19 protein-coding genes and 1 other RNA gene are annotated in these 25,640 nt (G+C 70.9%); 13 read left to right on the top strand and 7 right to left on the bottom strand.

The window, feature by feature from the left end; genetic code table 11:
- Positions 1-56: 56 nt before the first annotated feature.
- Entirely contained in the window at positions 57-3,584 is a 3,528-nt protein-coding gene (locus ACIQPR_RS18610) for an FHA domain-containing protein (protein WP_403649205.1), read from the bottom strand.
- Positions 3,585-3,930: 346 nt separating this feature from the next.
- Here ACIQPR_RS18610 and ACIQPR_RS18605 point away from each other — a divergent pair, with 346 nt between their 5' ends.
- The 4 genes from ACIQPR_RS18605 (at position 3,931) to ACIQPR_RS18590 (ending at position 9,086) form a co-directional block, all read left to right on the top strand.
- The gene (locus ACIQPR_RS18605; RefSeq protein WP_403649202.1) at positions 3,931-5,628 is read left to right on the top strand and encodes a serine/threonine-protein kinase; all 1,698 of its coding nucleotides are present in this window, start codon (positions 3,931-3,933) and stop codon (positions 5,626-5,628) included.
- Between the two features lie 133 nt (positions 5,629-5,761).
- Complete coding sequence (locus ACIQPR_RS18600; protein WP_403649199.1) at positions 5,762-7,006, top strand: serine/threonine-protein kinase; 1,245 nt, start codon at positions 5,762-5,764, stop codon at positions 7,004-7,006.
- Positions 7,007-7,061: 55 nt separating this feature from the next.
- Positions 7,062-8,168, top strand: coding sequence for a peptide chain release factor 2 (prfB, locus tag ACIQPR_RS18595; RefSeq protein ID WP_403649196.1), 1,107 nt, complete (start codon positions 7,062-7,064; stop codon positions 8,166-8,168).
- A gap of 315 nt (positions 8,169-8,483) precedes the next feature.
- Positions 8,484-9,086 carry a hypothetical protein gene (locus ACIQPR_RS18590; RefSeq protein WP_403649193.1) on the top strand — a complete coding sequence of 201 codons (603 nt, stop codon included), beginning with the start codon at positions 8,484-8,486 and terminating at the stop codon, positions 9,084-9,086.
- A 96-nt stretch (positions 9,087-9,182) separates the two neighbouring features.
- Here ACIQPR_RS18590 and ACIQPR_RS18585 read toward each other — a convergent pair whose 3' ends face one another.
- Positions 9,183-9,374, bottom strand: coding sequence for a hypothetical protein (locus ACIQPR_RS18585; RefSeq protein ID WP_403649190.1), 192 nt, complete (start codon positions 9,372-9,374; stop codon positions 9,183-9,185).
- Between the two features lie 260 nt (positions 9,375-9,634).
- Here ACIQPR_RS18585 and ftsE point away from each other — a divergent pair, with 260 nt between their 5' ends.
- The 5 genes from ftsE to ssrA all read left to right on the top strand — a co-directional run bounded on the left by ftsE (position 9,635) and on the right by ssrA (position 13,650).
- On the top strand, positions 9,635-10,324 hold the full coding sequence (ftsE, locus tag ACIQPR_RS18580; protein ID WP_019065989.1) for a cell division ATP-binding protein FtsE: 690 nt from the start codon (positions 9,635-9,637) through the stop codon (positions 10,322-10,324).
- A 55-nt stretch (positions 10,325-10,379) separates the two neighbouring features.
- Entirely contained in the window at positions 10,380-11,297 is a 918-nt protein-coding gene (ftsX, locus tag ACIQPR_RS18575) for a permease-like cell division protein FtsX (protein WP_019065988.1), read from the top strand.
- A 67-nt stretch (positions 11,298-11,364) separates the two neighbouring features.
- Positions 11,365-12,549, top strand: coding sequence for a S41 family peptidase (locus ACIQPR_RS18570; RefSeq protein WP_403649185.1), 1,185 nt, complete (start codon positions 11,365-11,367; stop codon positions 12,547-12,549).
- Between the two features lie 58 nt (positions 12,550-12,607).
- Complete coding sequence (smpB, locus tag ACIQPR_RS18565) at positions 12,608-13,156, top strand: SsrA-binding protein SmpB (RefSeq protein WP_033286711.1); 549 nt, start codon at positions 12,608-12,610, stop codon at positions 13,154-13,156.
- 106 nt (positions 13,157-13,262) lie between these two features.
- Positions 13,263-13,650, top strand: a transfer-messenger RNA (tmRNA) gene (ssrA, locus tag ACIQPR_RS18560).
- 52 nt (positions 13,651-13,702) lie between these two features.
- Here the strand turns inward: ssrA and ACIQPR_RS18555 are convergent.
- Genes ACIQPR_RS18555 through ACIQPR_RS18535 form a run of 5 tightly spaced genes read right to left on the bottom strand, consistent with a single transcriptional unit; the run spans position 13,703 to position 20,038 of the window.
- Positions 13,703-14,713 (bottom strand): LacI family DNA-binding transcriptional regulator, encoded by a 1,011-nt coding sequence (locus ACIQPR_RS18555; protein WP_403649182.1) that lies wholly within the window; start codon positions 14,711-14,713, stop codon positions 13,703-13,705.
- Positions 14,707-16,953: an alpha-xylosidase gene (gene yicI, locus ACIQPR_RS18550; RefSeq protein WP_403649179.1), complete on the bottom strand. Its 2,247-nt coding sequence runs from the start codon at positions 16,951-16,953 to the stop codon at positions 14,707-14,709. The genes ACIQPR_RS18555 and yicI overlap by 7 nt, the downstream gene beginning before the upstream one ends.
- 15 nt (positions 16,954-16,968) lie before the next feature.
- On the bottom strand, positions 16,969-17,793 hold the full coding sequence (locus ACIQPR_RS18545) for a carbohydrate ABC transporter permease (protein WP_403649176.1): 825 nt from the start codon (positions 17,791-17,793) through the stop codon (positions 16,969-16,971).
- Complete coding sequence (locus ACIQPR_RS18540; RefSeq protein WP_403649173.1) at positions 17,790-18,749, bottom strand: carbohydrate ABC transporter permease; 960 nt, start codon at positions 18,747-18,749, stop codon at positions 17,790-17,792. The genes ACIQPR_RS18545 and ACIQPR_RS18540 overlap by 4 nt, the downstream gene beginning before the upstream one ends.
- On the bottom strand, positions 18,746-20,038 hold the full coding sequence (locus ACIQPR_RS18535; protein WP_403649170.1) for an extracellular solute-binding protein: 1,293 nt from the start codon (positions 20,036-20,038) through the stop codon (positions 18,746-18,748). The genes ACIQPR_RS18540 and ACIQPR_RS18535 overlap by 4 nt, the downstream gene beginning before the upstream one ends.
- A 940-nt stretch (positions 20,039-20,978) precedes the next feature.
- Between ACIQPR_RS18535 and ACIQPR_RS18530 the strand changes: the two genes are divergently transcribed.
- The 4 genes from ACIQPR_RS18530 (at position 20,979) to ACIQPR_RS18515 (ending at position 25,556) form a co-directional block, all read left to right on the top strand.
- On the top strand, positions 20,979-21,830 hold the full coding sequence (locus ACIQPR_RS18530; protein WP_403649167.1) for a hypothetical protein: 852 nt from the start codon (positions 20,979-20,981) through the stop codon (positions 21,828-21,830).
- Positions 21,830-22,045 carry a hypothetical protein gene (locus ACIQPR_RS18525; protein WP_403649164.1) on the top strand — a complete coding sequence of 72 codons (216 nt, stop codon included), beginning with the start codon at positions 21,830-21,832 and terminating at the stop codon, positions 22,043-22,045. Before ACIQPR_RS18530 ends, ACIQPR_RS18525 begins: the two co-directional genes overlap by 1 nt.
- A gap of 104 nt (positions 22,046-22,149) precedes the next feature.
- Positions 22,150-24,279, top strand: a complete 2,130-nt coding sequence (locus ACIQPR_RS18520; protein ID WP_403649162.1) for a bifunctional polysaccharide deacetylase/glycosyltransferase family 2 protein — start codon at positions 22,150-22,152, stop codon at positions 24,277-24,279.
- A complete protein-coding gene (locus ACIQPR_RS18515; protein ID WP_403649159.1) occupies positions 24,276-25,556 on the top strand; it encodes an acyltransferase in 1,281 nt (426 codons plus the stop codon). The genes ACIQPR_RS18520 and ACIQPR_RS18515 overlap by 4 nt, the downstream gene beginning before the upstream one ends.
- Positions 25,557-25,640: the final 84 nt, after the last annotated feature.

Below are 25,640 nucleotides of genomic sequence, written 5' to 3'. Positions count from 1 at the left end.
AGACCGCGATCGTGATTGGGTCGTGACGTGGGGTTGTGTGGGCGAGCTGTGAACGATCAGAGGAGGGAGGGGACCTCCGCCGCCGACACCGAACGCGTCGCCCGCTCCAGCGCGCTGGCCAGGAGCGCCAAGTCCGTGGGCCCGTTGCCCAGTTCGCGCACCGGGCGGCGGGCCGGGGGGTCGCCCATGCGCTGCCACTCCAGCGGCACCACCGTGGGCCGGAGCGTCGCCGTGCGCGGGATACGGCCCGTCACCCGACCGCCCTGGAACGGAGTGCTCCGGCCGTCCGGGAGCGTCAACCGGCCCCGGCCGGGCGCCGGTTCGTCCGGGCCCTGAGCCGTCGGGTCGAGGGCGACGCGGAGCGTGGCGTGCCGCGCGGGCTCCGTCTCGGCCGTCCGGGCGTCCGACGCGGCGGCGGCCACCAGGTGCACACCGAGCCGCTCGCCCTCGCGGGCCACCGCCTCCAGCGCGCGTATGACCGAACCGGCGGCAGGGCGCCCCGGGGACCCCAACGGCGGCTTCACCAGGGCGTCCAGGTCGTCCACGACCACCACCAGCCGGGGCAGCGGCGGTGCCGCCTCGGTCTGCTGCCGGGCCGCCGCCGGGCGCAGCCGGATCGTCGAACTCGTCGGACTCTCCAGATCCCCGGCACCGGACGTGCCCCGCTGGGCGACGATCCGGCCCGACACCTCGTGCCGGGAGTGCCACTCCGCGAACCCGACCCGGCCCAGCAACTCGGCCCGCCGCTTCAGCTCCGCGCTCAGCGACTGCGCGAACTCCCGCATCCGCACAGGGTCGTTGGCCGTGAGATGCGTGGTCACATGCGGTACGTCCGTGCAGACCCGCAGGCCCTCGCCGTGACCGCCCGCCCCGGAGCCGACACTGTCCCGGCCGTCGATCAGCACGATGCCCAGCCGGTCGGGCCGCTCGGCCGCCGCCAGCGAGGCGACGACCGCCCGCAACGACTCCGTACGGCCGCTGCCCGGCGGGCCCTCGATCAGCAGATGCGGTCCCTCGGCGGCGAGGTCCGCGCTGACCGGCCCGCGCGGTCCGGCCCCGAGCACCGCCCAGGCCCGGCCGCCGAGCGCGTCCTTGTCGTCCCCCGCGTCCGCCCAACGCGCCAGCAGGGACGCCGGGGTGGCCCGGGCCAGCCCCAACTCGTCCAGCAGCCGCGCCGATTGGGGCAACGGCGCCGACACGCGCGCGTGCCGCTCACCCGACGCGCCGTCCGCCCTGAGCGGCGCCAGCGCCCGCGCGAACCGCTCGGCCCACGCGAGCGAGACCGCGTCCACGGCGGCCACGGTGCCCTCGCCCACGGGACCCGCGGGAGCGGAGTCCGCCGCGCCGGGCCGCTGCGCCCCGTCGTGCGCGACCCGCAGCAGCCGCAGCGCCGTCGCGACATCGCCGCTGAGCAGCGCGACCGCGCCGCACTCGCGGAACGTCGGCGCCGCCGCGCAGGCCGCCTCGTAGGTCCGGGTCACCGGCGACGTCGGCGAGGCCGCCTCCGTCTCGGCGAGGCACAGGACGTGGATACCGGCCCGGGGCCCGTCGTGCGCCAGCCGCGCCACCGCCTCGCGCACATCGGCCCCACCGGGATCCCCGTCCACCACCAGCACGGTGTACGGCCCCACGAAGCCGCCCGCCGGGTCGTCGCCGTCGTCGGCGCGGGCCCACGAGGGCCGGTGCGCGGCACCGCGCGCGGAGTCGGCCGGGTCGGACGAACGGGGCCGCGTGGCACCGGAGTCCGGGTCGTCCAGGGCGTGCGGCGCGGGCGTCCCGGAGGAGGCGCCGGGCGCGCCGGAACGGTCGTGGTGGGCCTCGTCGGTGATCGGGTACGCGGAGGCGGCACCCGACCGCCCCTCCGTCGAACCGCGCTGCGCGCCGATGCCCGCGGTGCGCCGGCCGGCGTTCAGGGAGCCCCCGGAGCCGCCGTAGGTGGCCTTCGGCGCGCCCCCGCCGTGCGTGTCCGCGGTGTGGTCCTCCAGGCGCCGCAGGAGTTCGTCGGTGCGGGCCGTGGCCTGTTCGCGGTCGTAGGCCAGCAGCAGACGGCAGTCCTGGCCGTGCCCGGGGCGCAGATGCGGCAGCCAGCCGAGCCAGGACCACTCGGCGGTGCGCTCGGCCACCGGACGCGCCCGGTCCGTGCTGATCAGCACGATCTCCAGGGTGTCGGGCGAGTGCAGCGCGGCGAGTTGGGCCACCACCGCGCGGGCGAGTCCGGCCAGCCGGGTGCGCGGACCGGCCAGGCCCAGCGCGCCGACCTCGCGGAGCCCGGAGGTCACCGGCACTGCGGGCAACAGCGCCGAGCCGTCCGGTGTCGTCCGGTCGGCGGTGCCCAGCCGCACGGTGAGCGCCTCGGGGTGACCCGGGGCACGCTCCCACAGGCGGGGTCCCGGGCCGAGGGCGGTGAGCAGCAGGGCGGCCGGATCGGGCCAGGTGTCCGACCGCTGGGCGACGGGAGCGGCCGAGGAGCCCTCCCCGTCGTGCGAGCCGCGGGTGCCGTGGGAGTCGGGCGGGCCGCCGTACGGGGAGTCGTAGGAGTCGTCGTACGACCCGTCGGAGTCCTCGGCCGCCGACTCGCCGCGCCCGCCGGTCAGGCGGCGGGCCCACTTGCCGATGCCGCCGCGCCTGCGCACGCCCTGCGGCACCTCGGTGCCCCGCAGGGGAGTGCCCTTGCGTCCGTCCTCGTCGCTGTCCTCCTCGCGCGCCGGGACGCGCGAGGTCGTCGTCCGCGCGGAGGGCGATTCCTCGTCGCCCGCGTCCCCGAGGGCCTCGCCGAACGCCCCGAAGCGGCCCGCGTGGGTGTCCCCGGAGTCGTGCGCCGCGCGGTGCTCGATGCTCGGGGCGGCGCCCTGGCCGGGCACCACGGGCGGCTGCGCGCGCGGGCCCGCCGGGGTGCCGGGGGACACGCGCACGTGCCCCTCGCCGTCCGGGGTCGTCCCGGCGCGCGCTCCCGGGCCGCCGGACGGGGTCAGCCGCAGGGCCGACTCGCCGATCCGCAGCAGCGCGCCCGGGGCGAAGCGCACCGGGCGGGTGCCCACGCGGGCGCCCGCCAGGGTGGTGCCGTTCGTCGAGCCCAGGTCGGCGACCGAGACCCGGCCGCCGGGGTCGACCGTCACCGCGCAGTGCAGCCGGGAGACGTCCGGGTCGTCGAGCGGGACGTCGGCGTCGGCGGAGCGGCCGATGTGGATCTGGCCGCCGTGCAGCAGATGCACCCCGCCCGCGTCCGGGCCCGCGACGACATGGAGCTGGGTCGGCGCGTCGTCCAGCTCGGGATGCGCCTCGGGCTCGGCGGGGGCGCCCAGGGACAGCACCGCGCCGTCCGTCAGCGGGGGCTCGCCGAGCGTGCAGCGCTGGGTGTCCAGCCGCTCCACGCCCGCGTAGAGCACGATCGGGGCGCCGGACTCACGGCTCCGCTCGGGCGCGGACGCGGCCGGGTCGGCGGAGACCGCCGCGGCCAGCGCCGACGCCACCGCGGCCAGCGCGGTACCCGCCGGCGCGGTGACCAGCACATCGCAGCTCGCGGCGCGGCCCCGCGACTGCGCGGGCGGCCCCAGCGGGTCTACGACGGTCAGCCGGATCTGCATCGCCGTCAGCGGTCCCTTCTGCCCGGGCGCGGATTTCCCCCCACCCCAACACGAGCACATCGGCCAGTTCTTCAGGCATCCTCGCACCTGCCACTGACAACTCGCCCGGGGCCCGGCAGCAAGTGATCTTGATTGGTCAGCTCTGTCCCCAAAAGTGCCTGACCAGTGCCGCACCGGTGATCGAGTGAGACCGGTCATGTCCGGCTTCGGCAACCACAAGACCGGGGTAAGCGTCTTTCCTTCGAACATGTACGTCGAACATGTACGGCGACGCTTACGTAGGTAGCCCCAAGAGGGGCGGCACTACAGTGGACCGGAACACAGGCAAGCAGCAGGGAGCGCAGACGTGCGGCCGGTAGGCAGCAAGTACCTCCTGGAGGAGCCGCTCGGACGCGGCGCCACGGGCACCGTCTGGCGGGCCCGCCAGCGCGAGACCGCGGGCGCCGAGGCGGCCGTCCAGGGTCAGCCCGGAGAGACCGTCGCGATCAAGGTGCTCAAGGAAGAACTCGCGAGCGATCCCGACATCGTGATGCGGTTCCTGCGCGAGCGGTCGGTGCTGCTGCGCCTGACCCACCCGAACATCGTCCGGGTCCGCGACCTGGTCGTCGAGGGTGACCTCCTGGCGCTCGTCATGGACATCGTCGAGGGCCCCGACCTGCACCGCTATCTGCGCGAGAACGGCCCCTTCAGCCCCGTCGGCGCCGCGCTGCTCACCGCGCAGATCGCCGACGCGCTCGCCGCCAGCCACGCCGACGGCGTCGTCCACCGCGACCTGAAACCGGCGAACGTGCTGCTCAAGCAGGGCGGCGGCCAGATGCACCCGATGCTCACCGACTTCGGCATCGCCCGCCTCGCCGACTCCCCGGGCCTGACCCGCACCCACGAGTTCGTCGGCACGCCCGCGTACATCGCGCCGGAGTCCGCCGAGGGCCGCCCGCAGACCTCCGCCGTGGACATCTACGGCGCCGGCATCCTGATGTACGAGCTGGTCACCGGCCAGCCGCCGTTCTCCGGCGGCTCCGCCCTGGAAGTCCTGCACCAGCACCTGAGCGCCGAACCGCGCCGCCCCTCGACCGTCCCCGACCCGCTGTGGACGGTCATCGAGCGCTGCCTGCGCAAGAACCCGGACGAACGGCCCAGCGCCGAGAACCTCGCCCGCGGCCTGCGCGTCGTCGCCGAGGGCATCGGCGTGCACGCGAACTCCGCGCAGATCGCCGCCGCCGAGAACGTCGCGATGCTGCTCGCCCCCGACCCCGCGCCCGCCGCCGTACCGGGCGTACCCGGCGCCGCGGACCCGACGCAGGTCCTGTCGCACGGAGCGGGCGGCTTCGACCCGAACGCGGCCACCAGCGTCCTCCCGCACACCGGCGGCCCACTGGGCGCCGCCGACCCCACCACCGTGCTGCCGAGCCGGGGCGCCGCCGACCCGACCACGGTCATGCCGCAGAACCCGTACGGCCGGCCGGGACAGCAGGGCGGGCCGCACCAGCCCGGCGGCCCCGACCCGGAGCAGCCGCACCCCTGGCAGAACCAGCTGCGCGCCGCCCGCGACCGCAACGAACAGACGCAGTACCAGCCCTACCTCGACCCGGGCGAGGACCCGCTGCGCCGCCGCCCCCAGCGCCAGGTCGCCCGCCCCCAGCAGCAGCCGCAGCAGCCCCGCCAGGCCGCCCAGCAGCGCCCGCAGCAGCGGCCCTCGCAACGCCGGCAGCCGCAGCCCCAGCAGGGCTACGGCTATCCGCAGCAGCAGCCGCAGCAGTACGCCCCGCCGAGGCAGCCGCAGCAGCGGCCCCAGGAACCGGAACGCGAGCCGCGCCAGTCCCGGCAGCGCGGCGCCAACCCGATGAAGATCCCCGGTCTCGGCTGCCTCAAGGGCTGTCTGTTCACGATCGTCCTGCTGATCGTCGCGGGCTGGCTCGTCTGGGAACTGACCCCGCTTCAGGACTGGATCGGCACCGGCAAGAGCTACTGGCAGGAGATCAGCCACGTCGTCGGTCAGGTGAGCGGCTGGGTCAAGGATCTGGGTTCGGCCACGGGCAACTGACGGTCGAAAAGCCCAAGTCGGACGTTGGGTTGGTGATTTGTCGACACCCAGTGGGTGATTTCCGCCCTGGCGGTGAAGGTTGGCTCATCCGACGCGTAGTTTTAACGACAACACGCGTCTGGATGGAGCAGTCTTGGCACGGAAGATCGGCAGCCGGTACACCGCCAACCAGATCCTGGGGCGGGGCAGCGCCGGCACGGTGTGGCTGGGCGAGGGTCCCGAGGGTCCCGTCGCCGTCAAGCTGCTGCGTGAGGACCTCGCGTCCGACCAGGAGCTCGTCGGCCGCTTCGTGCAGGAGCGCACCGCCCTGCTCGGCCTGGAGCACCCGAACATCGTGTCCGTACGGGACCTGGTCGTCGACGGCAACGACCTCGCCCTCGTCATGGACCTGGTCCGCGGCACCGACCTGCGCACCCGCCTCGACCGGGAACGCCGGCTCGCCCCCGAGGCGGCGGTCGCGATCGTCGCCGACATCGCGGACGGGCTCGCGGCGGCCCACGCGGCGGGCGTCGTGCACCGGGACGTCAAGCCGGAGAACGTGCTCCTCGACATGCAGGGCCCGCTCGGCCCCGGCGGCGCGCACCCCGCGCTGCTGACCGACTTCGGGGTCGCCAAACTCATCGACTCCCCGCGCCGGACCCGGGCCACGAAGATCATCGGCACGCCCGACTACCTCGCCCCCGAGATCGTCGAGGGACTGCCCCCGCGCGCGGCCGTCGACATCTACGCGCTGGCGACCGTCCTGTACGAACTCCTCGCCGGATTCACGCCGTTCGGCGGCGGCCACCCCGGCGCGGTGCTACGACGGCACGTCACCGAGACCGTCGTACCGCTGCCCGGGATCCCCGAGGAGCTGTGGGCGCTGCTCGTGCAGTGCCTCGCGAAGGCCCCGGCGTCGCGGCTGCGCGCGTCCGAACTCGCGGCCCGGCTGCGCGAACAGCTGCCGCTGCTCGCCGGGATGCCCCCGCTGGACGTGGACGAGCCGGACACCGAGCAGGCGGACGCGGAGCCCGAGGAGGCGCCGGTCGCCGCGCCCGCGGGCGGCGAGCGGGTGCGGCGGGGTGCCGTACCGCTGGTGCCGGGCGCCAAGCCCGCCGACTCCAACCGTGACACGCACACCTCCATGCGGGTGCCGGCCCCGGACGAGCTCGCGGGCGGACCGCGCGGCACCGCCCGGGCACCCCGCCCGGCGGGCGCCCCGCGTCCCGGCTCGGCGCGGCACCGGGCGGCCACCCGGCGCCGGCGGCTGACGCTCGGGGCGGCTGCGGTGGTGCTGGTCGCGGCGGTGGGGGTCGGCACCTGGGCGGCGACGTCCGGGGACGACTCCGGCGGCTCGAACACCCCGGACACGAAGAACTCGGCACCGGCCTCGCCCTGACCTCGCCGTACAACCGCGCGCACACCCCGCTTGGCGGAGCCGTTACGCTGGGGGCGTGGCAGTCGTCGATGTTTCCGAAGAGCTGAAGTCCCTCTCCTCGACCATGGAGTCGATCGAGGCCGTCCTGGACCTGGACAAGCTGAGGGCAGATGTCGTCGTCCTTGAGGAGCAGGCGGCAGCGCCCTCCCTGTGGGACGACCCGGAGGCGGCGCAGAAGGTCACCAGCAAGCTGAGTCACCTCCAGGCCGAGATCCGCAAGACCGAGGCCCTCCGCGGCCGGATCGACGACCTCTCGGTCCTCTTCGAGATGGCCGAGGAGGAGGACGACCCGGACACCCTCGCCGAGGCGGAGAACGAGCTGGCGGCCGTCAGGAAGGCGCTGGACGAGATGGAGGTCCGCACCCTCCTGTCCGGCGAGTACGACGCCCGTGAGGCCGTCGTCACCATCCGCGCGGAGGCCGGCGGCGTCGACGCCTCCGACTTCGCCGAGAAGCTCCAGCGCATGTACCTGCGCTGGGCCGAGCGCCACGGCTACAAGACGGAGCTCTACGAGACGTCGTACGCCGAAGAGGCCGGCATCAAGTCGACCACCTTCGCCGTGCACGTCCCGTACGCCTACGGCACGCTCTCCGTCGAGCAGGGCACCCACCGGCTCGTCCGGATCTCGCCCTTCGACAACCAGGGGCGCCGTCAGACCTCCTTCGCGGGTGTCGAGATCCTCCCGGTCGTCGAGCAGACCGACCACATCGAGATCGACGAGTCCGAGCTGCGGGTCGACGTGTACCGGTCCTCGGGCCCCGGCGGCCAGGGCGTCAACACCACCGACTCGGCGGTCCGCCTGACCCACCTGCCCACCGGCATCGTCGTCTCCTGCCAGAACGAGCGCTCGCAGATCCAGAACAAGGCCAGCGCGATGAACGTGCTCCAGGCCAAGCTGCTGGAGCGCCGCCGCCAGGAGGAGCAGGCCCGGATGGACGCCCTCAAGGGCGACGGCGGCAACTCCTGGGGCAACCAGATGCGTTCGTACGTCCTGCACCCGTACCAGATGGTCAAGGACCTGCGCACGGAGTTCGAAGTGGGCAACCCCGAGGCCGTGTTCAACGGTGAGATCGACGGCTTCCTCGAGGCCGGAATTCGCTGGCGCAAGCAGCAGGAGAAATAACTCCGCACATACCTTTGTCGACAAGGCAACTGCCGTCCATCGGGCGGCAGTTGCCTTTCGTGTATCCCGGGTGTCTGGGTTTTACATCACACTCACAGGTTCCATCCCCCAGTAAAGAACGCGTAATTGGACATTGCGCTCGCAACGGCCTTGACGTTGCTGTGAAAAATGGGAAGGGTGAAGCGTGGCATGCGTGTCTCTCCGGGGCGCATGTGAACCGGGGGAGTCCAGCTTTCGCCAGCCGTTGCCCCTGTCGATCACGGCCCCGGACACCGACGCACCACCGATGACGAGCTACATGGGGGTAGCAACCTGATGACCAAGAAGACGCGGGTCCGTGTCGCGCGCATAGCGGCGGGCGCGATCATCGCCGCCGGCGCCTCGCTGACCGCCGCGGGCGCCGCATCGGCGCTCGACCTGGGCGTGACGCTGAGCGCGACCACGGACGACGACCCGGCGCCCGGCGACGGGACCCCGAGCGAGACCGGTCTCCCGACCGCTCCGAACAGCCCGACCAGCGAGCCGCCGACCTCGGAGCCGCCCACCTCGCAGCCCCCGACCTCGGAGCCGCCGACCTCGTCCGCTCCGACCGACGAGCCGACCGAGCCCACCGACAACCCGACCGAGCCCACCGACAGCCCGTCGGACGGCAGCACCAGCGGCTCGGGCTCCGGATCCGGCTCCACCGGCGGCAACAACACCGACCCCGACGGCGGCTCCTCCGCCCAGGAAGCCGGTACCTCCGCGCTCACCGACACCGGTTCCGACACCTCGGCCCAGGGCAGCGGTGACGAGCTGGCCGAGACCGGTGCAGGCCAGACCACGTTCCTGCTGATCGGTGCCGCCACGATGATCGCCGGCGGTATCGCCTTCCGCGTCCTGCCGCGCCTCGCGAACGGCCGCAACACGGTCGCCTGACGGTAACCGTCCCCGTACGGACCGTACGCACGTCGTACGACGAAGGGCCCGGAGCAGGTCGCTCCGGGCCCTTCCGTACGTCCTCGTCCAAGCCGCCTAAGCGGTCTGGTGCGCCACCAGCGCCAGTGCCGCGATCAGCACCGCGAGCAGGGCGATCAACGCCATGGGGTTGAGACCGCCCCACGGGTTCTCCTGCTGGAGCCGCTCGCGGTTCGCGCGGCAGACGGGACAGCGGCCCTCGTTCACGGGCGCCGCGCAGTTCGCGCACACCAACCGGTCGTACGTCATGCGCTCGCCCTCCTTGCACCGGCTATCACAGACACAACGCCGCGGGACACGAGAACGTTCCCGAACGTTCCCCTCCACTGTGCCAGGTTCCGCGGGATTCGGCGCGGCTCGCCTTATCCTGCCCCGACCTTGCGCGTTCCAGCCCTTCAAATCAGCGACAAAACGTGCAAGCCTCGCACAACCCTGGAGGGCGACTGCGCGGGCACACCCAGGTCGCGTATGGTCACGCTCACCTACCCCCGGCTACCCGTGGTGCTCCCGTGATCCGATTCGACAGTGTCTCCAAGGTCTACCCCAAGCAGACCCGCCCCGCTCTCAGGGACGTCTCCCTGGAAGTGGAGAAGGGCGAGTTCGTGTTCCTCGTGGGGTCCTCCGGCTCCGGAAAGTCCACCTTCCTGAGGCTGGTCCTCCGCGAGGAGCGGTGCAGCCAGGGCCAGGTGCACGTGCTGGGCAAGGACCTCGCCCGCATCTCCAACTGGAAGGTGCCCCAGATGCGCCGCCAGCTGGGGACCGTCTTCCAGGACTTTCGCCTGCTGCCCAACAAGACGGTCGCCGAGAACGTGGCCTTCGCCCAGGAGGTCATCGGCAAGTCCAAGGGCGAGATCCGCAAGTCCGTGCCCCAGGTGCTCGACCTCGTCGGCCTCGGCGGCAAGGAGGACCGGCGGCCCGGCGAGCTCTCCGGTGGTGAGCAGCAGCGCGTGGCCATCGCGAGAGCCTTCGTGAACCGGCCCAAGCTCCTCATCGCGGACGAGCCCACCGGCAACCTCGACCCGCAGACCTCCGTCGGCATCATGAAGCTGCTCGACCGGATCAACCGGACGGGCACCACCGTGGTGATGGCGACGCACGACCAGAACATCGTGGACCAGATGCGCAAGCGCGTCATCGAGCTGGAGGGCGGCCGTCTCGTCCGTGACCAGGCGCGTGGCGTCTACGGCTACCAGCACTGACCGCCGTTCGACCGCCGTCTGATGTCCGTCCACGGAAAGGCCTGAAGAAGCCGCCATGCGCGCCCAGTTCGTACTGTCCGAGATCGGTGTCGGTCTCCGCCGCAACCTGACGATGACCTTCGCGGTCGTCGTCTCCGTAGCCCTGTCCCTGGCCCTCTTCGGCGGCTCGCTGCTGATGAGCGACCAGGTCACCACCATGAAGGGCTACTGGTACGACAAGGTCAACGTCTCGATCTTCCTCTGCAACAAGAGCGACGCCGAGTCCGACCCCAACTGCGCCAAGGGCGCGGTGACCGACGACCAGAAGGCGCAGATCAAGTCCGACCTCGACAAGATGTCGGTCGTCCAGAAGGTCACGTACGAGTCGCAGGACGAGGCCTACAAGCACTACAAGCAGCAGTTCGGCGACTCCCCGCTGGCCAGTTCGCTGACGCCGGACCAGATGCAGGAGTCGTACCGCATCAAGCTCAAGGACCCGCAGAAGTACCAGGTCATCGCGACCGCCTTCGACGGCCGGGACGGCGTCCAGTCGGTGCAGGACCAGAAGGGCATCCTGGACAACCTCTTCGGGCTGCTGAACGGCATGAACTGGGCCGCCCGCGCGGTCATGGCGCTGATGCTCGTCGTCGCCCTGATGCTGATCGTCAACACCGTGCGCGTCTCGGCGTTCAGCCGTCGCCGTGAGACCGGCATCATGCGGCTGGTCGGCGCGTCCGGCTTCTACATCCAGGCCCCGTTCATCATGGAGGCCGCCGTCGCCGGTCTGATCGGCGGCACGGTCGCCTGCGGATTCCTGGTGATCGGCCGGTACTTCATCATCGACCACGGCCTGGACCTGTCCCACAAGCTCAATCTGATCAACTTCATCGGCTGGGACGCCGTCCTCACCAAGCTCCCGCTCATCCTCGCGACGAGCCTCCTGATGCCCGCGCTGGCAGCGTTCTTCGCGCTGCGCAAGTACCTCAAGGTGTGACGCATGCCAAGAGGGCCGTACGGGCAACCGCCCGTGCGGCCCTTCCCGTTGTCCTAGACTCACCGCCATGTCAGGCCGCGACCTGTTCTGCCAGCCCCGCCGCATCCGCCGCGGGGCCGCCCTGACATTGGTGTTCGCGAGCGTCCTCGTCGCCGGTGCGGCGACCGGGTCGTTCGACGAGACCGACCGCCCCGACCGGAAATCGGCCTCCGGTACGGCCCGTTCGGCGCCCGTCGCGAGCCACGAGGACGTCGCGAAGGCCGCCGCCGAGGCGAAGGCCGACGGCAAGTCGCCCATGGAGGCCGCCGAACGGGCCGTCAGCCGCAGCGGGGACCGCTGGGGCGCCGTGTACTCCCAGGGGGAGTACGAGGAGTTCGAGGAGGCCCTCGACGGCCAGTACACCGGCGTCGGGCTCTGGGCCCGCCGGGAGCGCGACGGCCGGATCGAGGTGACCCGGGTGCAGTCCGGGTCGCCCGCCGCCGGCGCGGGCGTCCGCAAGGGCGACCGGCTGCGCACCGTGGACGGCGAGAACGTCGACGGACAGCCCGTCACCGAGGTCGTGTCCTTACTGCGGGGCGACGCCCAGGACGCCGCCGCCGGCACCACCGTCACCCTCGGCCTGGAACGCGGCACGCGCGCGTGGAGCGAGACCGTACGGCGCGCCCGCCTCTCCACCGACTCCGTGACCGTCACCAGGCCGGCCGACGAGGTCACCGTCATCCGGATCTCCGCGTTCACCAAGGGCGTCGGCGACATCGTCCGCACCGCCGTACGCCAGGCCCCCGCCGACTCCGGGTTCATCCTCGACCTGCGCGGCAACTCCGGCGGCCTGGTCGCCGAGGCCGTCACCACCGCCTCCGCCTTCCTCGACGGCGGCCTCGTCGCCACGTACGACGTCGACGGCCGCCAGCAGGCCCTGCACGCGGCGGCCGGCGGCGACACCACCAGACCCCTGGTCGCGCTCGTCGACGGCGGCACGATGAGCGCGGCCGAGATGCTGACCGGGGCCCTCCAGGACCGCGGTCGCGCGGTCGTCGTGGGCTCCAGGACCTTCGGCAAGGGCTCGGTCCAGATGCCGAGCAGACTGCCCGGCGGCGTGGTCGCCGAACTCACCGTCGGCCACTACCGCACCCCCTCGGGCCATACCGTGGACGGCCGGGGCATCACCCCCGACCTCGATGTCACCGCCCAGGGGCAGGCCGCAGTGGAACGCGCGGAGACCGTGCTGAGCGGTCTCGGGGACGCTTCGTAATCGCCTTTCCCTCACACCCCCTCGTAGTGCGAAAATGGGCAGCACTATGAGCAAGGGAATGTACGTACCCAAGGAGTCCCAGCCCAAGCAGGGCGGCGGGGCCGCCGGCGGCAAGGCCAGGGACGGCGAGAAGGGCGGCAAGCGCAAGATCGTCGCCCAGAACAAGAAGGCCCGGCACGACTACGCGATCATCGACACCTACGAGGCCGGGCTCGTCCTCTCCGGCACCGAGGTCAAGTCGCTGCGTGAGGGCCGGACCTCGCTGACCGACGGCTTCGTCCAGATCGACGGGGGCGAGGCGTGGCTGCACAACGCCCACATCCCCGAGTACCACCAGGGCACCTGGACCAACCACTCCGTGCGCCGCAAGCGCAAGCTGCTGCTGCACCGCGAGGAGATCGACAAGCTGGAGGCCAAGACCCAGGAGACGGGTCACACGATCGTGCCCCTCGCCCTGTACTTCAGCAACGGCCGGGCGAAGGCCGAGATCGCGCTCGCGCGAGGCAAGAAGGAGTACGACAAGCGGCAGACCCTGCGCGAGAAGCAGGACCGCCGGGAGTCGGACCGCGCCATCGCGGCGGCGAAGCGGAAGCAGCGGGGCGAGTAGCCGCGGGGAATACGGTGGCATCGGTGCGCGTTGGTCGCGTACGATGGCATCAGCACCGGCCAGCCGGTGTGCTCGTTGAAAAGTTTTCAACTGAATACAGAGACATGGGGATGATCGGTTTCGACAGCGGCTGTCGAAGCAGGTGAAGCGTGTCGAGGAAGCGGCAATGATCTCGTTAACCATATGTCGCAACCAATAATCGCCAATTCCAAGAGCGATTCCCAGTCCTTCGCCCTCGCTGCCTAATAACAGCGACTGAAGGACCCTAAAAGGGTGTCAGACCGGGGATGTTCCCGACCCGGACCCTGGCATAATCTAGGGAACTAAACCATCCGGCCCGGTCACGGGGTCGGATGGGAAATCAAACAGTGGCTGGGCCCGTCGGCGACTTGTTCGCGTGATCGCCGGGGCCGAGAAAATCACAGCGAACTGCACACGGAGAAGCCCTGATTCTGCACCGGTGGACGCGGGTTCGATTCCCGCCATCTCCACTCATCCCATGTGGACAGAGCCCCTCACCGCTTCGGCGGCGAGGGGCTTTTTCTTTTACGGCGCCCGGCGCGCTGCCGTGCTCGCCCGCTCGGTCAGCCGGGGGGCGAGCAGCGTCGCGTCGGGCACGGTCTTGCCGTCCAGCTTCCGCATCAGCAACTCGACCGCGCGGGAGCCGAGTTCGGCGGCGGGCAGCGCGACCGAGGTGATCGGGACCCGTACGGACGAGGCGAGTTCGTCCGGGCAGATCGCGGTGACCGACAGATCGCCGGGGACGCGCAGTCCGAGCCGCTCGAAGGCGTCGACGAGAGGTTCCAGGAGCGGTTCGTTGTGCACGACGACTCCGGTCAACGCGGGCTGCTCGCGCAGCAGTTGCTCCGCCACGGCGGCTGCCGCCCCGGGCTCCGGCTCGCAGGGGCGGACGCGCGAGGTGAGGCCGTTGCGGTGCGCGGCGGCCGTGAAGCCCTCGACGACCCGCTGGGCGAAGGCGGTACGGCGGACGTACACCTCGGGCGGTGATCCGACGAGCGCGACGACCCGGTGCCCGAGCCCCGCGAGCCGTTCCACGCACAGCTCGCCGGCCGCCCTGAAGTCGAGGTCGACACAGGTCAGCCCGTCCGCCTCGGCCGGGAAGCCGAGCAGCACGGACGGCCGGTCCAGGGCGCGGAGCAACGGCAGCCGGGGGTCGTCGAGCTGGACGTCCATCACGATCATCGCGTCGACGAGTGCCGTGTCCGCGACCCGCCGCAACCCCTCCTCGCCCTCCTCCTGGGTGAGCAGCAGCACGTCGTGGTCGTGGCGCCGGGCCGCGGTCACCACCGACATCGCGAACCGCATGACCACCGGGACGTGGATGCCGGTGCGTAAGGGGATGACGAGGGCCAGCACGTTCGACCGGCTGCTGGCCAGGGCGCGGGCACCGGCGTGCGGCCGGTAGCCCAGCTCCCGGATGGACTCCTCGACGCGCTGCCGGGTCTCCTCGGAGATCGGCCGCTTGCCGCTCAGCGCGTACGACACGGTGCTGGGGGAGACCCCGGCGTGCCGGGCCACATCGGTGATCTTCACCATCGGCCCAGCTCCAGGGTCAGGAACCCGCTGCCCGACTTCGACCGCTCCCCGGCGGCCAGCGCCCAGGCCAGGTCGGGATCACTGCACGAGGCCCGCAGCGTGTCCCCCTCCCGTACGACGGTGAAGGTCACGTCGCCGACCGCCACCGTCACCTGCGCGCCCCGCTCCAGGCCGTACGCGCGCAGGGTGACCCCGTCGGCGAAGTCGTAGTCGGGCCGGTCGGCCACCGCGCCGACCGGGATCACCGCGCCGGGCCGCACCAGCAGCGGCACGCTGTCGAAGCCGTGCCGCTCGCGCACCCAGCGCGGACCGGTGACCGTACGGCCGGTGAGGTACTGGGTCCAGGTGCCCTCGGGGACGTAGTACGAGACGTCCCCGTCGTCGCTGAACACGGGCGCGACCAGCAGATCGCCGCCGAGCATGTACTGCCGTTCCAGATGCGCGCATCCCGGGTCGTCCGGGAACTCCAGGACCATCGCCCGCATCATCGGCACGCCCTCGGCGGAGGCGGTGCGCGCGGTCTCGTAGAGGTAGGGCATCAGGCTCAGCTTGAGGCGGGTGAACTGCCGTAGTACGTCGACGGATTCCTCGTCGAAGAGCCACGGGACGCGGTAGGAGGAGCTGCCGTGCAGGCGGCTGTGGGAGGACAACAGGCCGAAGGCCAGCCAGCGTTTGAAGAGGGCGGGGGTCGGGGTGCCCTCGAAGCCGCCGATGTCGTGGCTCCAGTAGCCGAAGCCGGACAGCCCGAGCGAGAGCCCGCCGCGCAGCGACTCGGCCATCGACTCGTAGGTCGCCTCGCAGTCGCCGCCCCAGTGAACGGGGTACTTCTGGCTGCCCGTTGTGGCCGAGCGGGCGAAGACGACCGCCTCGCCCTCGCCCCGGTGCTTGCGCAGCACGTCGAAGACCGTGCGGTTGTAGAGGTACGTGTAGTAGTTGTGCATCCGCTCGGGGTCCGCGCCGTCCGCGTAGGCCACGTCGACGGGGACCCGCTCGCCGAAGTCGGTCTTGAAGCAGTCGACGCCCTGCGCGAGCAGCGCCTCCAGTTTGCCCGCGTACCAGTCGCGGGCCGCCGGGCTGGTGAAGTCGACCAGGGCCATGCCCGGTTGCCACAGGTCCCACTGCCAGACGCTGCCGTCCGGCCGGCGCAGCAGATGCCCGAGCGCCTTGCCCTCGGCGAAGAGCGGCGAGCGCTGCGCGATGTACGGGTTGATCCACACGCAGATGTGCAGCCCCCGGTCCTTCAGCCGGGCGAGCATGCCCTCCGGGTCGGGGAAGACCCGCGGATCCCACCGGAAGTCGCACCAGTTGAACTCGCGCATCCAGAAGCAGTCGAAGTGGAAGACGGACAGCGGGAGTTCACGCTCCCGCATGCCCTCGATGAACGAGGTCACCGTCTCCTCGTCGTAGGAGGTGGTGAACGACGTCGACAGCCACAGGCCGAACGACCAGGCGGGCGGCAGGGCCGGGCGGCCGGTGAGGGCGGAGTACTTGCGGATGATGTCCTTGGGGGTCGGGCCGTAGATGACGTAGTACGTCAACTGCTGGCTCTCCACGCTGAACTGGACCCGGGACACCGCCTCCGAGCCGACCTCGAAGGAGACCCGGCCGGGGTGGTCGACGAAGACGCCGTAGCCCGCGTCGGTCAGATAGAACGGGACGTTCTTGTAGGCCTGTTCGGTGGCGGTGCCGCCGTCCGCGTTCCACATGTCGACGACCTGGCCGTTCTTGACCAGCGGGCCGAAGCGTTCGCCGAGTCCGTAGACGGATGTGCCGACCTGGAGCCCGAGTTGCTCGCGCAGGTAGTGGGCGCCGGTCGCGTCCCGCATGATGCCCATGCCCTTGGGGCCGCTGCCGGTCAGCACCCGGCCGTGCGCGAGGAAGTCGACGTGCCAGGGGCCGGTGCGGGCGACCTGGACCGACAGGGCGCCGGAGGTGAGGGTGGCGTGCTCGTCGTCGTAGGACGTGTGCGCGCCGAACTCGTCCTTCCTGAGCTCGAACTGGGGGCCGCGCGGCTGTTCGCCCTCGAAGTGGGTGAAGGTGACGCCGATGACGTCGGGCATGGGGGCGTGGGCGCTGATCGTCACGACCGGTCCCTTCAGCAGGTCGCCGCGGTGGCGGATGGGGACGGTCGGCGCGTGGATCTCCAACGCGCCGTCCGCCGCGGTGACATCGAGGACTTCGACCGGGTGGGCGGCGGTGACGCCCTCGCGCAGCAGCCAGTAGCCGTCGGTGAACTTCACGTGGGGGTCCCCTTACTACTTGACGGCACCCACGGCGATACCGCGCGTGAGGGTCCGCTGGAAGACGAGGAAGAAGACGATGGCGGGCAACACGCCCAGCAGGGCAGCCGCGTTGGTCATCGTGGCGTCCATCAGTCGCTGGCCCTGGAGGACGCCGAGGGCCACCGACACGGTCTGGTTGTCGTTCGAGATCAGCATGACCAGCGGGAGCAGGAACTCGTTCCAGGTCCAGATGAAGAAGAAGACCAGCAGCACGCCGATCGTGGGGCGGCTGACCGGGACCACGATCCGCCACAGGACCTGCCACTTGTTCGCGCCGTCGATCCGCGCCGCCTCGATGATCTCGCGGGGGAACTGGCCCAGCACGGACGAGAGGAGATACGTGCCGAACGCCGCCTGGATCACGGTGAACACGATGACGACGCTGAGCCGGGTGTCGTAGAGACCGGCCTGCTTGCTGAGGTAGTAGAGCGGGTAGACCAGCGCCTCCTGCGGCAGCATGTTGGCGAGGACGAAGAAGGCCAGGACCCAAGTGCGGCCCCGGATACGGCCGATGCCGATCGCGTACGCGTTGAGAACCGAGAGCACGGCGGCGAGAACGGCCACCGAGCCGCTGATCAGCACCGAGTTGAAGAGTTTCCGGCCGTAGTCGACGCGTTCCCAGAAGTCCTTGAGGCCGTCGAGGTACAGGCCCCGGGGGAGGCTGAGGGGGCCGTGTGCGGAGTACTCGGCCGGGGACTTCACGGCGTTGATCAGGACGATCAGGAACGGGACGACCATGAAGAGGGCGGCGATGCACAGGGCGATGAGCACCGGGTAGCGGCGCAGGGCGGTCGTCATGCGCGGTCACCTTCCTCCGCGCGGGTCTGGAGTCCCAGGAGGACGACCGACAGCGCCAGGATGATCACGGTCAGCACCGTGGAGATCGCGGCGCCGTAGCCGACCTGGGTCTTCTCGAAGAACGTGGTGAAGGAGAAGTAGGAGGGGACGTCGGTCGCGCCGCCCGGACCGCCCTTCGTCAGCACGTACACCGCGCCGAACACCTTGAGCGCGGCGATCGTGCACCAGGTGAGGACGACGTAGATCTCGGGGCGGATCTGCGGCAGCGTGATGTGCCAGAAGCGGCGCCACCAGCCCGCGCCGTCCAGCTCGGCCGCCTCGTACAGCTGGGGGTCGACGCGTTGCAGTCCGGCCATGAACACCACGAGCGGGAAGCCGAGTTGGACCCAAACCATGACACCCATGACGCTGTAGAGCGCGAGGTCCGGATCGCCCAGCCAGTCCTGCTGCCAGGAGCCCAACCCCACCGCTTTCAGCAGGGTGTTGAGGGAGCCGTTGTCGGGGGCGAGGATCCAGCTCCAGACGATGCCGGCGACCGCGATCGGGAGCACCTGCGGGAGATAGAAGCAGGCGCGCAGGAGCGCGGCGACACGGCTGCCGAAGTGCTTGCCGACGTAGTCGAACAGGGCGGCGGCCAGGACGAGTCCGACGACCGTCGGTACGGCGGCCATCGCCACGACCATGAACAGGCTGTGCCGGAAGGACGCCCAGAACTCGGAATCGTCCAGCAGATCACGGTAGTTGGTGAGTCCGGTCCACTTCGGGTCGCCGACACCCTGCCAGTTCGTGAAGCTCACGGCCGTGTTCATCAGGAAGGGGACGACGATCACGGCGAGCGCGGCGAGGGCGCCGGGGAGGAGGAACAGGGCGTACGAGGTGCCGGGGCGTGGGCGGCGCGGGCCGGCGGAGTGGTGCCCGGTGCCGGCCCGCGCGCCCTTCTCGACGGTGACCGTCATGTCGAGGGGACGCCCTTGTCGTACGCCTTCTGGAGGTTGCCGAGATAGGCGTCCGGTTTCTCGCTGCCGGTGATCAGCTTCTGGGTCTCGGAGACGAGGACGTCGTAGAAGCCGGGGACCGGCCAGTCCGGGTAGAAGGCGAGGCCGTCGCGGGCGGTGAGGGTGTTGAAGTTGGCGATGAGTTCCTTGGACTTGGGGTCGGTGATCGCGGAGGTGTCGGCCGCGACCGGGATGCCGCCCTTGTTGCCCATCAGGTTCTGGATCTTCTTCGACAGGGTGATGTCGATGAAGTCGTAGGCGAGTTGCTTGTTCTTGGCGCCCTTGGGGACGACCCAGATGTTGCCGCCGGAGCCGAGGGTGAGGTCCGAGCCGGGCCAAAGGGCCGTGTCCCAGTCGAACTTGGCCTCCGTCTGGAAGCGGCCGTACCACCAGCTGCCGGAGAACAGGATCGGTGTCCTGCCCTGGATCCAGGAGACACCGGCGTCCTCGGCCTTGGTGGAACTGGAGGTCTTGGCGATGTAGCCCTTCTTCACCCAGTCGGCGAAGGTGGTCGCCGCGTAGGTCCACGCCGGGTCGTGGAAGTCCGTCTTCCCCTTGTACAGCTCGTACTTGTCGACCCAGGCGCGGTCGGCCCTCGACAGCGCGAGCTGGTAGAGGTACTGCTGGGCCGGGTACTCGGCGCCCGCGTTGGCGAGCGGGGTGACGCCCTTCGCCACGAACTGGGCCATGGCGGCGGTGAGTTCGTCGAACGTCTTCGGTACGGCGATCTTGTACTTCTCGAAGAGGTCCTTGTTGTAGTAGACCATCGTGTACTCGCCGTAGTCGGTGACGCCGTACCACTTGCCGGAGCCCATCACCCCGTTGGCGTTGTAGACGTCGGTCGTGCCCACGCTCGACGGGATCTTCTTGTCCCAGCCGCGCTTCGTCGCCTCGGCGGTGAGGTCGGTGAGCAGGCCCTGCTTGGACAGCAGGCCGGCGGTCGCGTTGCCCTTGTTGTACTCCATGACGTCCGGCGCGTCGGAGGAGTTGAGGACCATCGGGGCCGTCTTCTGGATCTGCTCGAACCCCTTCTCCTCGAACTTCACCTTCACGCCCGGGTGTTGGGCCTCGAACTCCTTGATGGCCGCGTTCCAGGCCACGCCCATCGCGCTGTCGGGGCCCTCGTAGTGCCAGAGCTTCAGGGTCCTGCCGTCCGAGGTACCGCTGTCCGAGTTGCCGCAGGACGTGAGGAGCAGGGCTCCTGCCACGAGCACGGCGGCCGTCGTCGTTCGCCTTCGGGTCGTCAACATCCAGGGCCTCCGGGGGAGTCGGATGGGTGTCGAAGCGCTTCGATGGAGGAACGTATGTAGCCGGTGCTGGTGCGTCAATGGGTTAGGCGGAGATTGCCGCAAGCGGTTCGACGGGCGGGCGCGCGCCGTGGGTGGGCGTGGTCGGCGGTTCCGGTCCCTCGTCGGATGCGGGCGGGGTGTGGCGGCGGGTCGTGGCATTCGCACTGACGGGCGACCGGGAAGGGGTGATTCGAACGGGTGATTGGGCAGGTGGCGGGCCTGGTTCGCGCTGTGGTGGACTTTCCGGCCACGCCCCGTACGGCGTTGCTGAGGCCCCCGGTGAAGCCGGTGCCCCTGTCTCCCGTGTCGCTCGTGTGGCGAAAGGGGCTGGTGCGCACCGGATTCGACGCGCTTCGACGTGTAGCGGCGGAGATCGACGGTGCGGAGGGGGCGGCCGTGCCGACCCGCTGAGGGGTGGATTCCAGCCATCGACGTGGACATGCTAAAAACGTAGAAATTACGCATCACGGCACATGCGAAGTCCCCTTGCGCTACCTTCGGGGGCCTGAGCACGGTGTGGTAAGGGGGGCGCGTGGACCGGGTGGGGGCCCGGTTCGACGGCGTGTGCTCAGGGTCGTCCGCGCGTCCCGAACAGTTCCGTGGGGGGATGTGCGTGCGCGTGGAAAAGTGGCGAGAAGACGCCCAACCGGAATGGCCCCAGGCCGCATCCGCGACCAAAGACGTACCGGTCGTAGGCGGAGAGGCCCAGGCGTTCCCGGAGACCGGAGCGGTCGGAGCGGTCGGAGGACCGGAGATCCTTGAGGGCGGCCGACACGGTCGGCACGGTGCCCGGGCCGGCCGGGTCGCCGGCCGTACACCGACCGGACCGTCCGGGCCGTCGGGCTCGGTGGGATCGGTCGGGTCGGTCGGGTCGGTGGGGTCAGTGGGGTCAGTGGGGTCAGTGGGGTCGTCCTGGCCCGTCGTGCCCCGGTCGGTCCGCAGAGGACCGGCCGGGCCGCTCAGCGCTCCGTCCGGTGCGCTGGCCGATCCCTGGGGCGGGCCGGAGGCGCACGACCCCGACGAGGTGACCGTCCAACTGGACGGCCCCGCCGAGGAGTTGGGGGCGGCCCCGGGGGAGAAGGGCGCCGGTCACGAGGGCTCGGACGGACCCGTCTTCGTCGACGAGTCCGGGCGCCGCAGCCGTAGGTACCGCCGGATCGGTATGGCCGTGGGCATCGCCTGCGCGGTGTACGCCGTCGTCATCGTCGTCACCCTGCTGTCCGGGAGCTCCGACGCGCCCTGGCTCCCGGTACCGGGGCAGAAGGACGACCCGCCCGCGGGCAAGGTCGACACCTCGCCGCTGCCCGCCGTGTCGGGCCGGCCGTCCGGCGGCAGTGGCAGCGGCAGCGTGGCGCCCGGCAACATCCCGACGGCGAGCGACGGTTCGACACCGTCGCCGGGCGCCGGCGCGAGCGCGAGCGGCGCGTCCAAGGCACCCGGAGCGAAGGCGTCCGCGTCCGCGTCGCCCAAGCCGTCCGCGAGCGGGAGCGCGTCGGCACCGGCCGGCGGGACCGTGACCCATCCGGTCGTGCAGCCCTCGCATTCGCAGGTCACCCCGTCGTCCGGCCCGAGCACACCGGCGGGCGGCACCAGCGCCCCGGCCGAGCCCACGCCGACCCCGACCCCGACCGCGGGCACCGGCACGGTCGCCGACGCGCCGAGTACCCCGTCGCCGGTGGCGCAGGGGCCGGCCGCGCCCGCTGAGACGGGGTCCGCGCCCGTACCGTCCAAGACTCCGGAGCATGTCGTCTGATGGCATCGCACAACCGTCGCGCCGAGGCTGTGAACACGGCCTGGGGCGAGCCCACGCCGAACCTGACCCTGGTCCCGACCCTGACCCCGACCGCGGGTACCGGCACGGTCGCCGATGCGCCGAGTACTCCGTCGCCGGTGGCGCAGGGGCCGGCCGTACCCGCCGGGACGGGGTCCGCGCCCGTACCGTCCAAGACTCCGGAGCATGTCGTCTGATGGCATCGCACAACCGTCGCGCCCGGGCTGTGAACACGGCCTCGGGCGGCCGTCACGGAGGTATATCCAAAGCGGCCCGCGGTGCCCGGCGGCGCCGTCTTCCCATGCGGTTCCTGCTGCCGATGCTGCTGCTCGTCGCGATGGTGGCGATGCTGATGCTGCGCGGCTATGTGCACAGCGAGATCCTCGCCGACCACCGCATCCGCCCCGAGGCCGCGACCAACAAGGTGCCGGACAAGATCCTCGACGGCGGCCCGGTCATCGACACCCGCAGCGGCCGTACGACGAGTCTGGACGTGCCGGACCACGACATCGTCCTCACCTTCGACGACGGCCCCGACCCGACCTGGACCCCCAAGGTCCTGGACGTGCTCAAGAAGCACCACGCGCACGGCGTCTTCTTCGTCACCGGCACCATGACCTCGCGCTACCCCGACCTGGTCAAACGCATCGTGGACGAGGGCAACGAGGTCGGTGTGCACACCTTCAGCCACCCCGACCTCTCCTTCCAGTCCAAGCGGCGCATCGACTGGGAGCTGTCCCAGACGCAGCTCGCGATCACCGGCGCGGCCGGTATCCGGACCTCGCTGTTCCGGCCGCCGTACTCGTCCTCCGCCGACGCGATGGACAACCTGTCCTGGCCGGTGACCGAGTACATCGGCACCCGCGGCTACATCACCGTCGTCAACAACACGGACAGCGAGGACTGGCAGAAGCCCGGCGTCGCGAAGATCATCAGCAACGCCACCCCGCGCGCTGGCAAGGGCGCGATCGTCCTCATGCACGACTCCGGCGGCGACCGCCACCAGACCGTGCAGGCGCTCGACAAGTTCCTGCCGGAGATGCAGGCCAAGGGCTACAAGTTCGACAACCTCACCCAGGCGCTCGGTGCTCGCAGCGCGCTCACCCCGGTGACCGGCGTGGACCTGTGGAAGGGCAAGGCGTGGATCTTCCTGGTCCAGGCCTCGGACAACATCACCGACGTCCTGGTGGTCGGGCTGGCGATCACCGGGTCCCTGGTCATCGCCCGCTTCGTGCTGATGCTCCTGCTCTCCGTGCTCCACGCCCGCCGGGTGCGTCGCAAGGACTTCGCCTGGGGCCCACCGGTCACCGAACCGGTCACGGTCCTCGTACCGGCGTACAACGAGGCCAAGTGCATTGAGAACACGGTCCGTTCACTGATGGCGAGCGAGCATCCGGTCGAGGTGATCGTGGTCGACGACGGCTCGGCGGACGGCACGGCGAGAATCGTGGAAGCGATGTCGCTGCCGAACGTCCGCGTCGTACGCCAGGTCAACGCGGGCAAGCCCGCCGCCCTCAACCGCGGTCTGGCGAACGCCAGTCACGACCTCATCGTCATGATGGACGGCGACACGGTCTTCGAACCGGCCACCGTACGGGAGCTGGTCCAGCCCTTCGGCGACCCGCGCGTCGGCGCCGTCGCGGGCAACGCCAAGGTGGGCAACCGGGATTCACTGATCGGAGCGTGGCAGCACATCGAGTACGTGATGGGCTTCAACCTCGACCGCCGGATGTACGACGTCCTGCGCTGCATGCCGACGATCCCGGGCGCCGTGGGGGCCTTCAGGAGAAGCGCGCTGGAGCGGGTCGGCGGCATGAGCGACGACACGCTCGCCGAGGACACCGACATCACGATGGCGATGCACCGGGACGGCTGGCGCGTCGTCTACGCCGAGAAGGCCCGCGCGTGGACGGAAGCCCCGGAGACGGTCCAGCAGTTGTGGTCCCAGCGCTACCGCTGGTCCTACGGCACGATGCAGGCGATCTGGAAGCACCGGGGCGCGCTGCTCGACCGCGGCCCGTCCGGCCGCTTCGGCCGGGTCGGCCTCCCGCTGGTGGCCCTGTTCATGGTGATCGCCCCCATCCTGGCCCCGCTGATCGACGTGTTCCTGCTCTACGGCCTGGTGTTCGGCCCGACCGAGAAGACGTTCCTGGCCTGGCTCGGTGTCCTCGCCATCCAGGCGTTCTGCGCGGCCTACGCCTTCCGCCTGGACCGCGAACGCATGACGCATCTCGTCTCGCTGCCGCTCCAGCAGATCCTCTACCGCCAACTCATGTACGTCGTCCTGCTCCAGTCCTGGATCACCGCGCTCACCGGAGGCCGGCTGCGCTGGCAGAAGCTGCGGCGCACCGGAGTCGTCGAGGCACCCGGCGGTCCGGTGCCGACCCAGCGCAGCCGCAGTGGCAGTGACGATCGGAGGCCGGTGGCATGACCCACGGATACACGACGGGAACGGGCACGAACCCGGAGTCGGAGCCGGAGTCGGATCCCGAGTCGACGCCGGTCTTCGGGATTCCCCAGCAGCGCCAAGTGCCCCCTGCGGAAGCACCCGTTGAGACCGGGAAGAGCGGCGGCCGGGACCGCTACCTGGACCTCCTCCGCTCGATCGCGCTGGTCCGGGTGGTCGTGTACCACCTCTTCGGCTGGGCGTGGCTGTCGGTCCTCTTCCCGTCCATGGGTGTGATGTTCGCGCTGGCGGGCTCCCTGATGGCCCGTTCACTGAACCGCCCGGCACTGGGCGTGATCAAGGGCCGGCTGCGCCGACTGCTGCCGCCGCTCTGGGCGTTCAGCGCGGTGGTGCTGGTGATGATGTTCGCGAGCGGCTGGAATCCGCTCAAGGACCCGGACATGGGCGGCACTTGGTGGGGTGCGGCGAAGGTCTTCGACTACCTCGTGCCGGTCGGGGCACCGCCGTACCCCGAGCATCTCGGTTCGGAATCGGGCCTGTTGGAGAGCACGTGGGCGGACCAGGCGGCGGGCCCGCTCTGGTATCTGCGGGCGTATCTGTGGTTCGTGATCGCGTCCCCGCTGCTGCTGTGGGCGTTCCGCAGGGTGCCGTGGGCGACGCTGCTGGCCCCTCTGCTGCTGACGGCGGTGGTGGGCACGGGCGTGGTGACGATCCCGGGCGAGACGGGCAACGCGGTCTCCGACTTCGCGGTGTACGGCGGCTGTTGGGTCCTGGGCTTCGCGCACCACGAGGGGAAGCTGAAGGAGATCCCGCGCTATCTGGCGGTGTCGGGCGCGACCGTGATCATGGGCTTCGGCCTGTGGTGGGCGTCGGGTCATCTGGGGCCGGACGGCTGGGACTTGAACGACATCCCGCTGGCGCAGGCGCTGTGGTCCTTCGGTGTCGTGGTGATCCTGCTCCAATACGCGCCGTCCTGGCAGGAGTTGCCGGGCAGGCTGGCGCGCTGGGACAAGCTGGTGACCCTCTCCAACAACCGTGCCGTCACGATCTACCTGTGGCACAACCTCCTCATCATGGCCACGGTCCCGATGATCGACCAGCTGTACAACCTCCCCTTCATGGGAAGCGACGCGGCGACGTCCTTCCTCGACAAGGCGGACACATTCCTGATGTTCGTGCTCATCTGGCCGCTCATCGCGGTGGCGATCCTCGCGTTCGGCTGGATCGAGGACATCGCGGCGAAGCGGCGGCCGAGGCTGTGGCCGAACGGGGCGAAGCGGGGCCGGCGCGGGCTGGCCTGAGGCTCCGCGCAAGGGCCGAGGGCCCTGCGGAAGGGCTGATTCCGGCCGCTCGGCGACGCCGGGCGGCCGTTCGTCGCGCGGTCG

The organism is Streptomyces sp. NPDC091280 (assembly GCF_044768565.1).
In the GTDB taxonomy this organism is placed as follows: Bacteria; Actinomycetota; Actinomycetes; order Streptomycetales; family Streptomycetaceae; genus Streptomyces.
Note: the sequence above shows the minus strand (reverse complement) of the source record. Positions and strands in the feature narration are given on the sequence as shown.

Excerpts from the sequence above, each read along its gene's own strand:
- ACIQPR_RS18610 (WP_403649205.1), bottom strand. The coding sequence starts at position 3,584 with ATGCAGATCCGGCTGACCGTCGTAGACCCGCTGGGGCCGCCCGCGCAG.
- ACIQPR_RS18590 (WP_403649193.1), top strand. The coding sequence starts at position 8,484 with ATGACCAAGAAGACGCGGGTCCGTGTCGCGCGCATAGCGGCGGGCGCG.
- ACIQPR_RS18585 (WP_403649190.1), bottom strand. The coding sequence starts at position 9,374 with ATGACGTACGACCGGTTGGTGTGCGCGAACTGCGCGGCGCCCGTGAAC.
- ftsX (WP_019065988.1), top strand. The coding sequence starts at position 10,380 with ATGCGCGCCCAGTTCGTACTGTCCGAGATCGGTGTCGGTCTCCGCCGC.
- ACIQPR_RS18570 (WP_403649185.1), top strand. The coding sequence starts at position 11,365 with ATGTCAGGCCGCGACCTGTTCTGCCAGCCCCGCCGCATCCGCCGCGGG.
- smpB (WP_033286711.1), top strand. The coding sequence starts at position 12,608 with ATGTACGTACCCAAGGAGTCCCAGCCCAAGCAGGGCGGCGGGGCCGCC.
- ACIQPR_RS18555 (WP_403649182.1), bottom strand. The coding sequence starts at position 14,713 with ATGGTGAAGATCACCGATGTGGCCCGGCACGCCGGGGTCTCCCCCAGC.
- ACIQPR_RS18545 (WP_403649176.1), bottom strand. The coding sequence starts at position 17,793 with ATGACGACCGCCCTGCGCCGCTACCCGGTGCTCATCGCCCTGTGCATC.
- ACIQPR_RS18540 (WP_403649173.1), bottom strand. The coding sequence starts at position 18,749 with ATGACGGTCACCGTCGAGAAGGGCGCGCGGGCCGGCACCGGGCACCAC.
- ACIQPR_RS18535 (WP_403649170.1), bottom strand. The coding sequence starts at position 20,038 with ATGTTGACGACCCGAAGGCGAACGACGACGGCCGCCGTGCTCGTGGCA.
- ACIQPR_RS18525 (WP_403649164.1), top strand. The coding sequence starts at position 21,830 with ATGGCATCGCACAACCGTCGCGCCGAGGCTGTGAACACGGCCTGGGGC.
- ACIQPR_RS18520 (WP_403649162.1), top strand. The coding sequence starts at position 22,150 with ATGCGGTTCCTGCTGCCGATGCTGCTGCTCGTCGCGATGGTGGCGATG.
- ACIQPR_RS18515 (WP_403649159.1), top strand. The coding sequence starts at position 24,276 with ATGACCCACGGATACACGACGGGAACGGGCACGAACCCGGAGTCGGAG.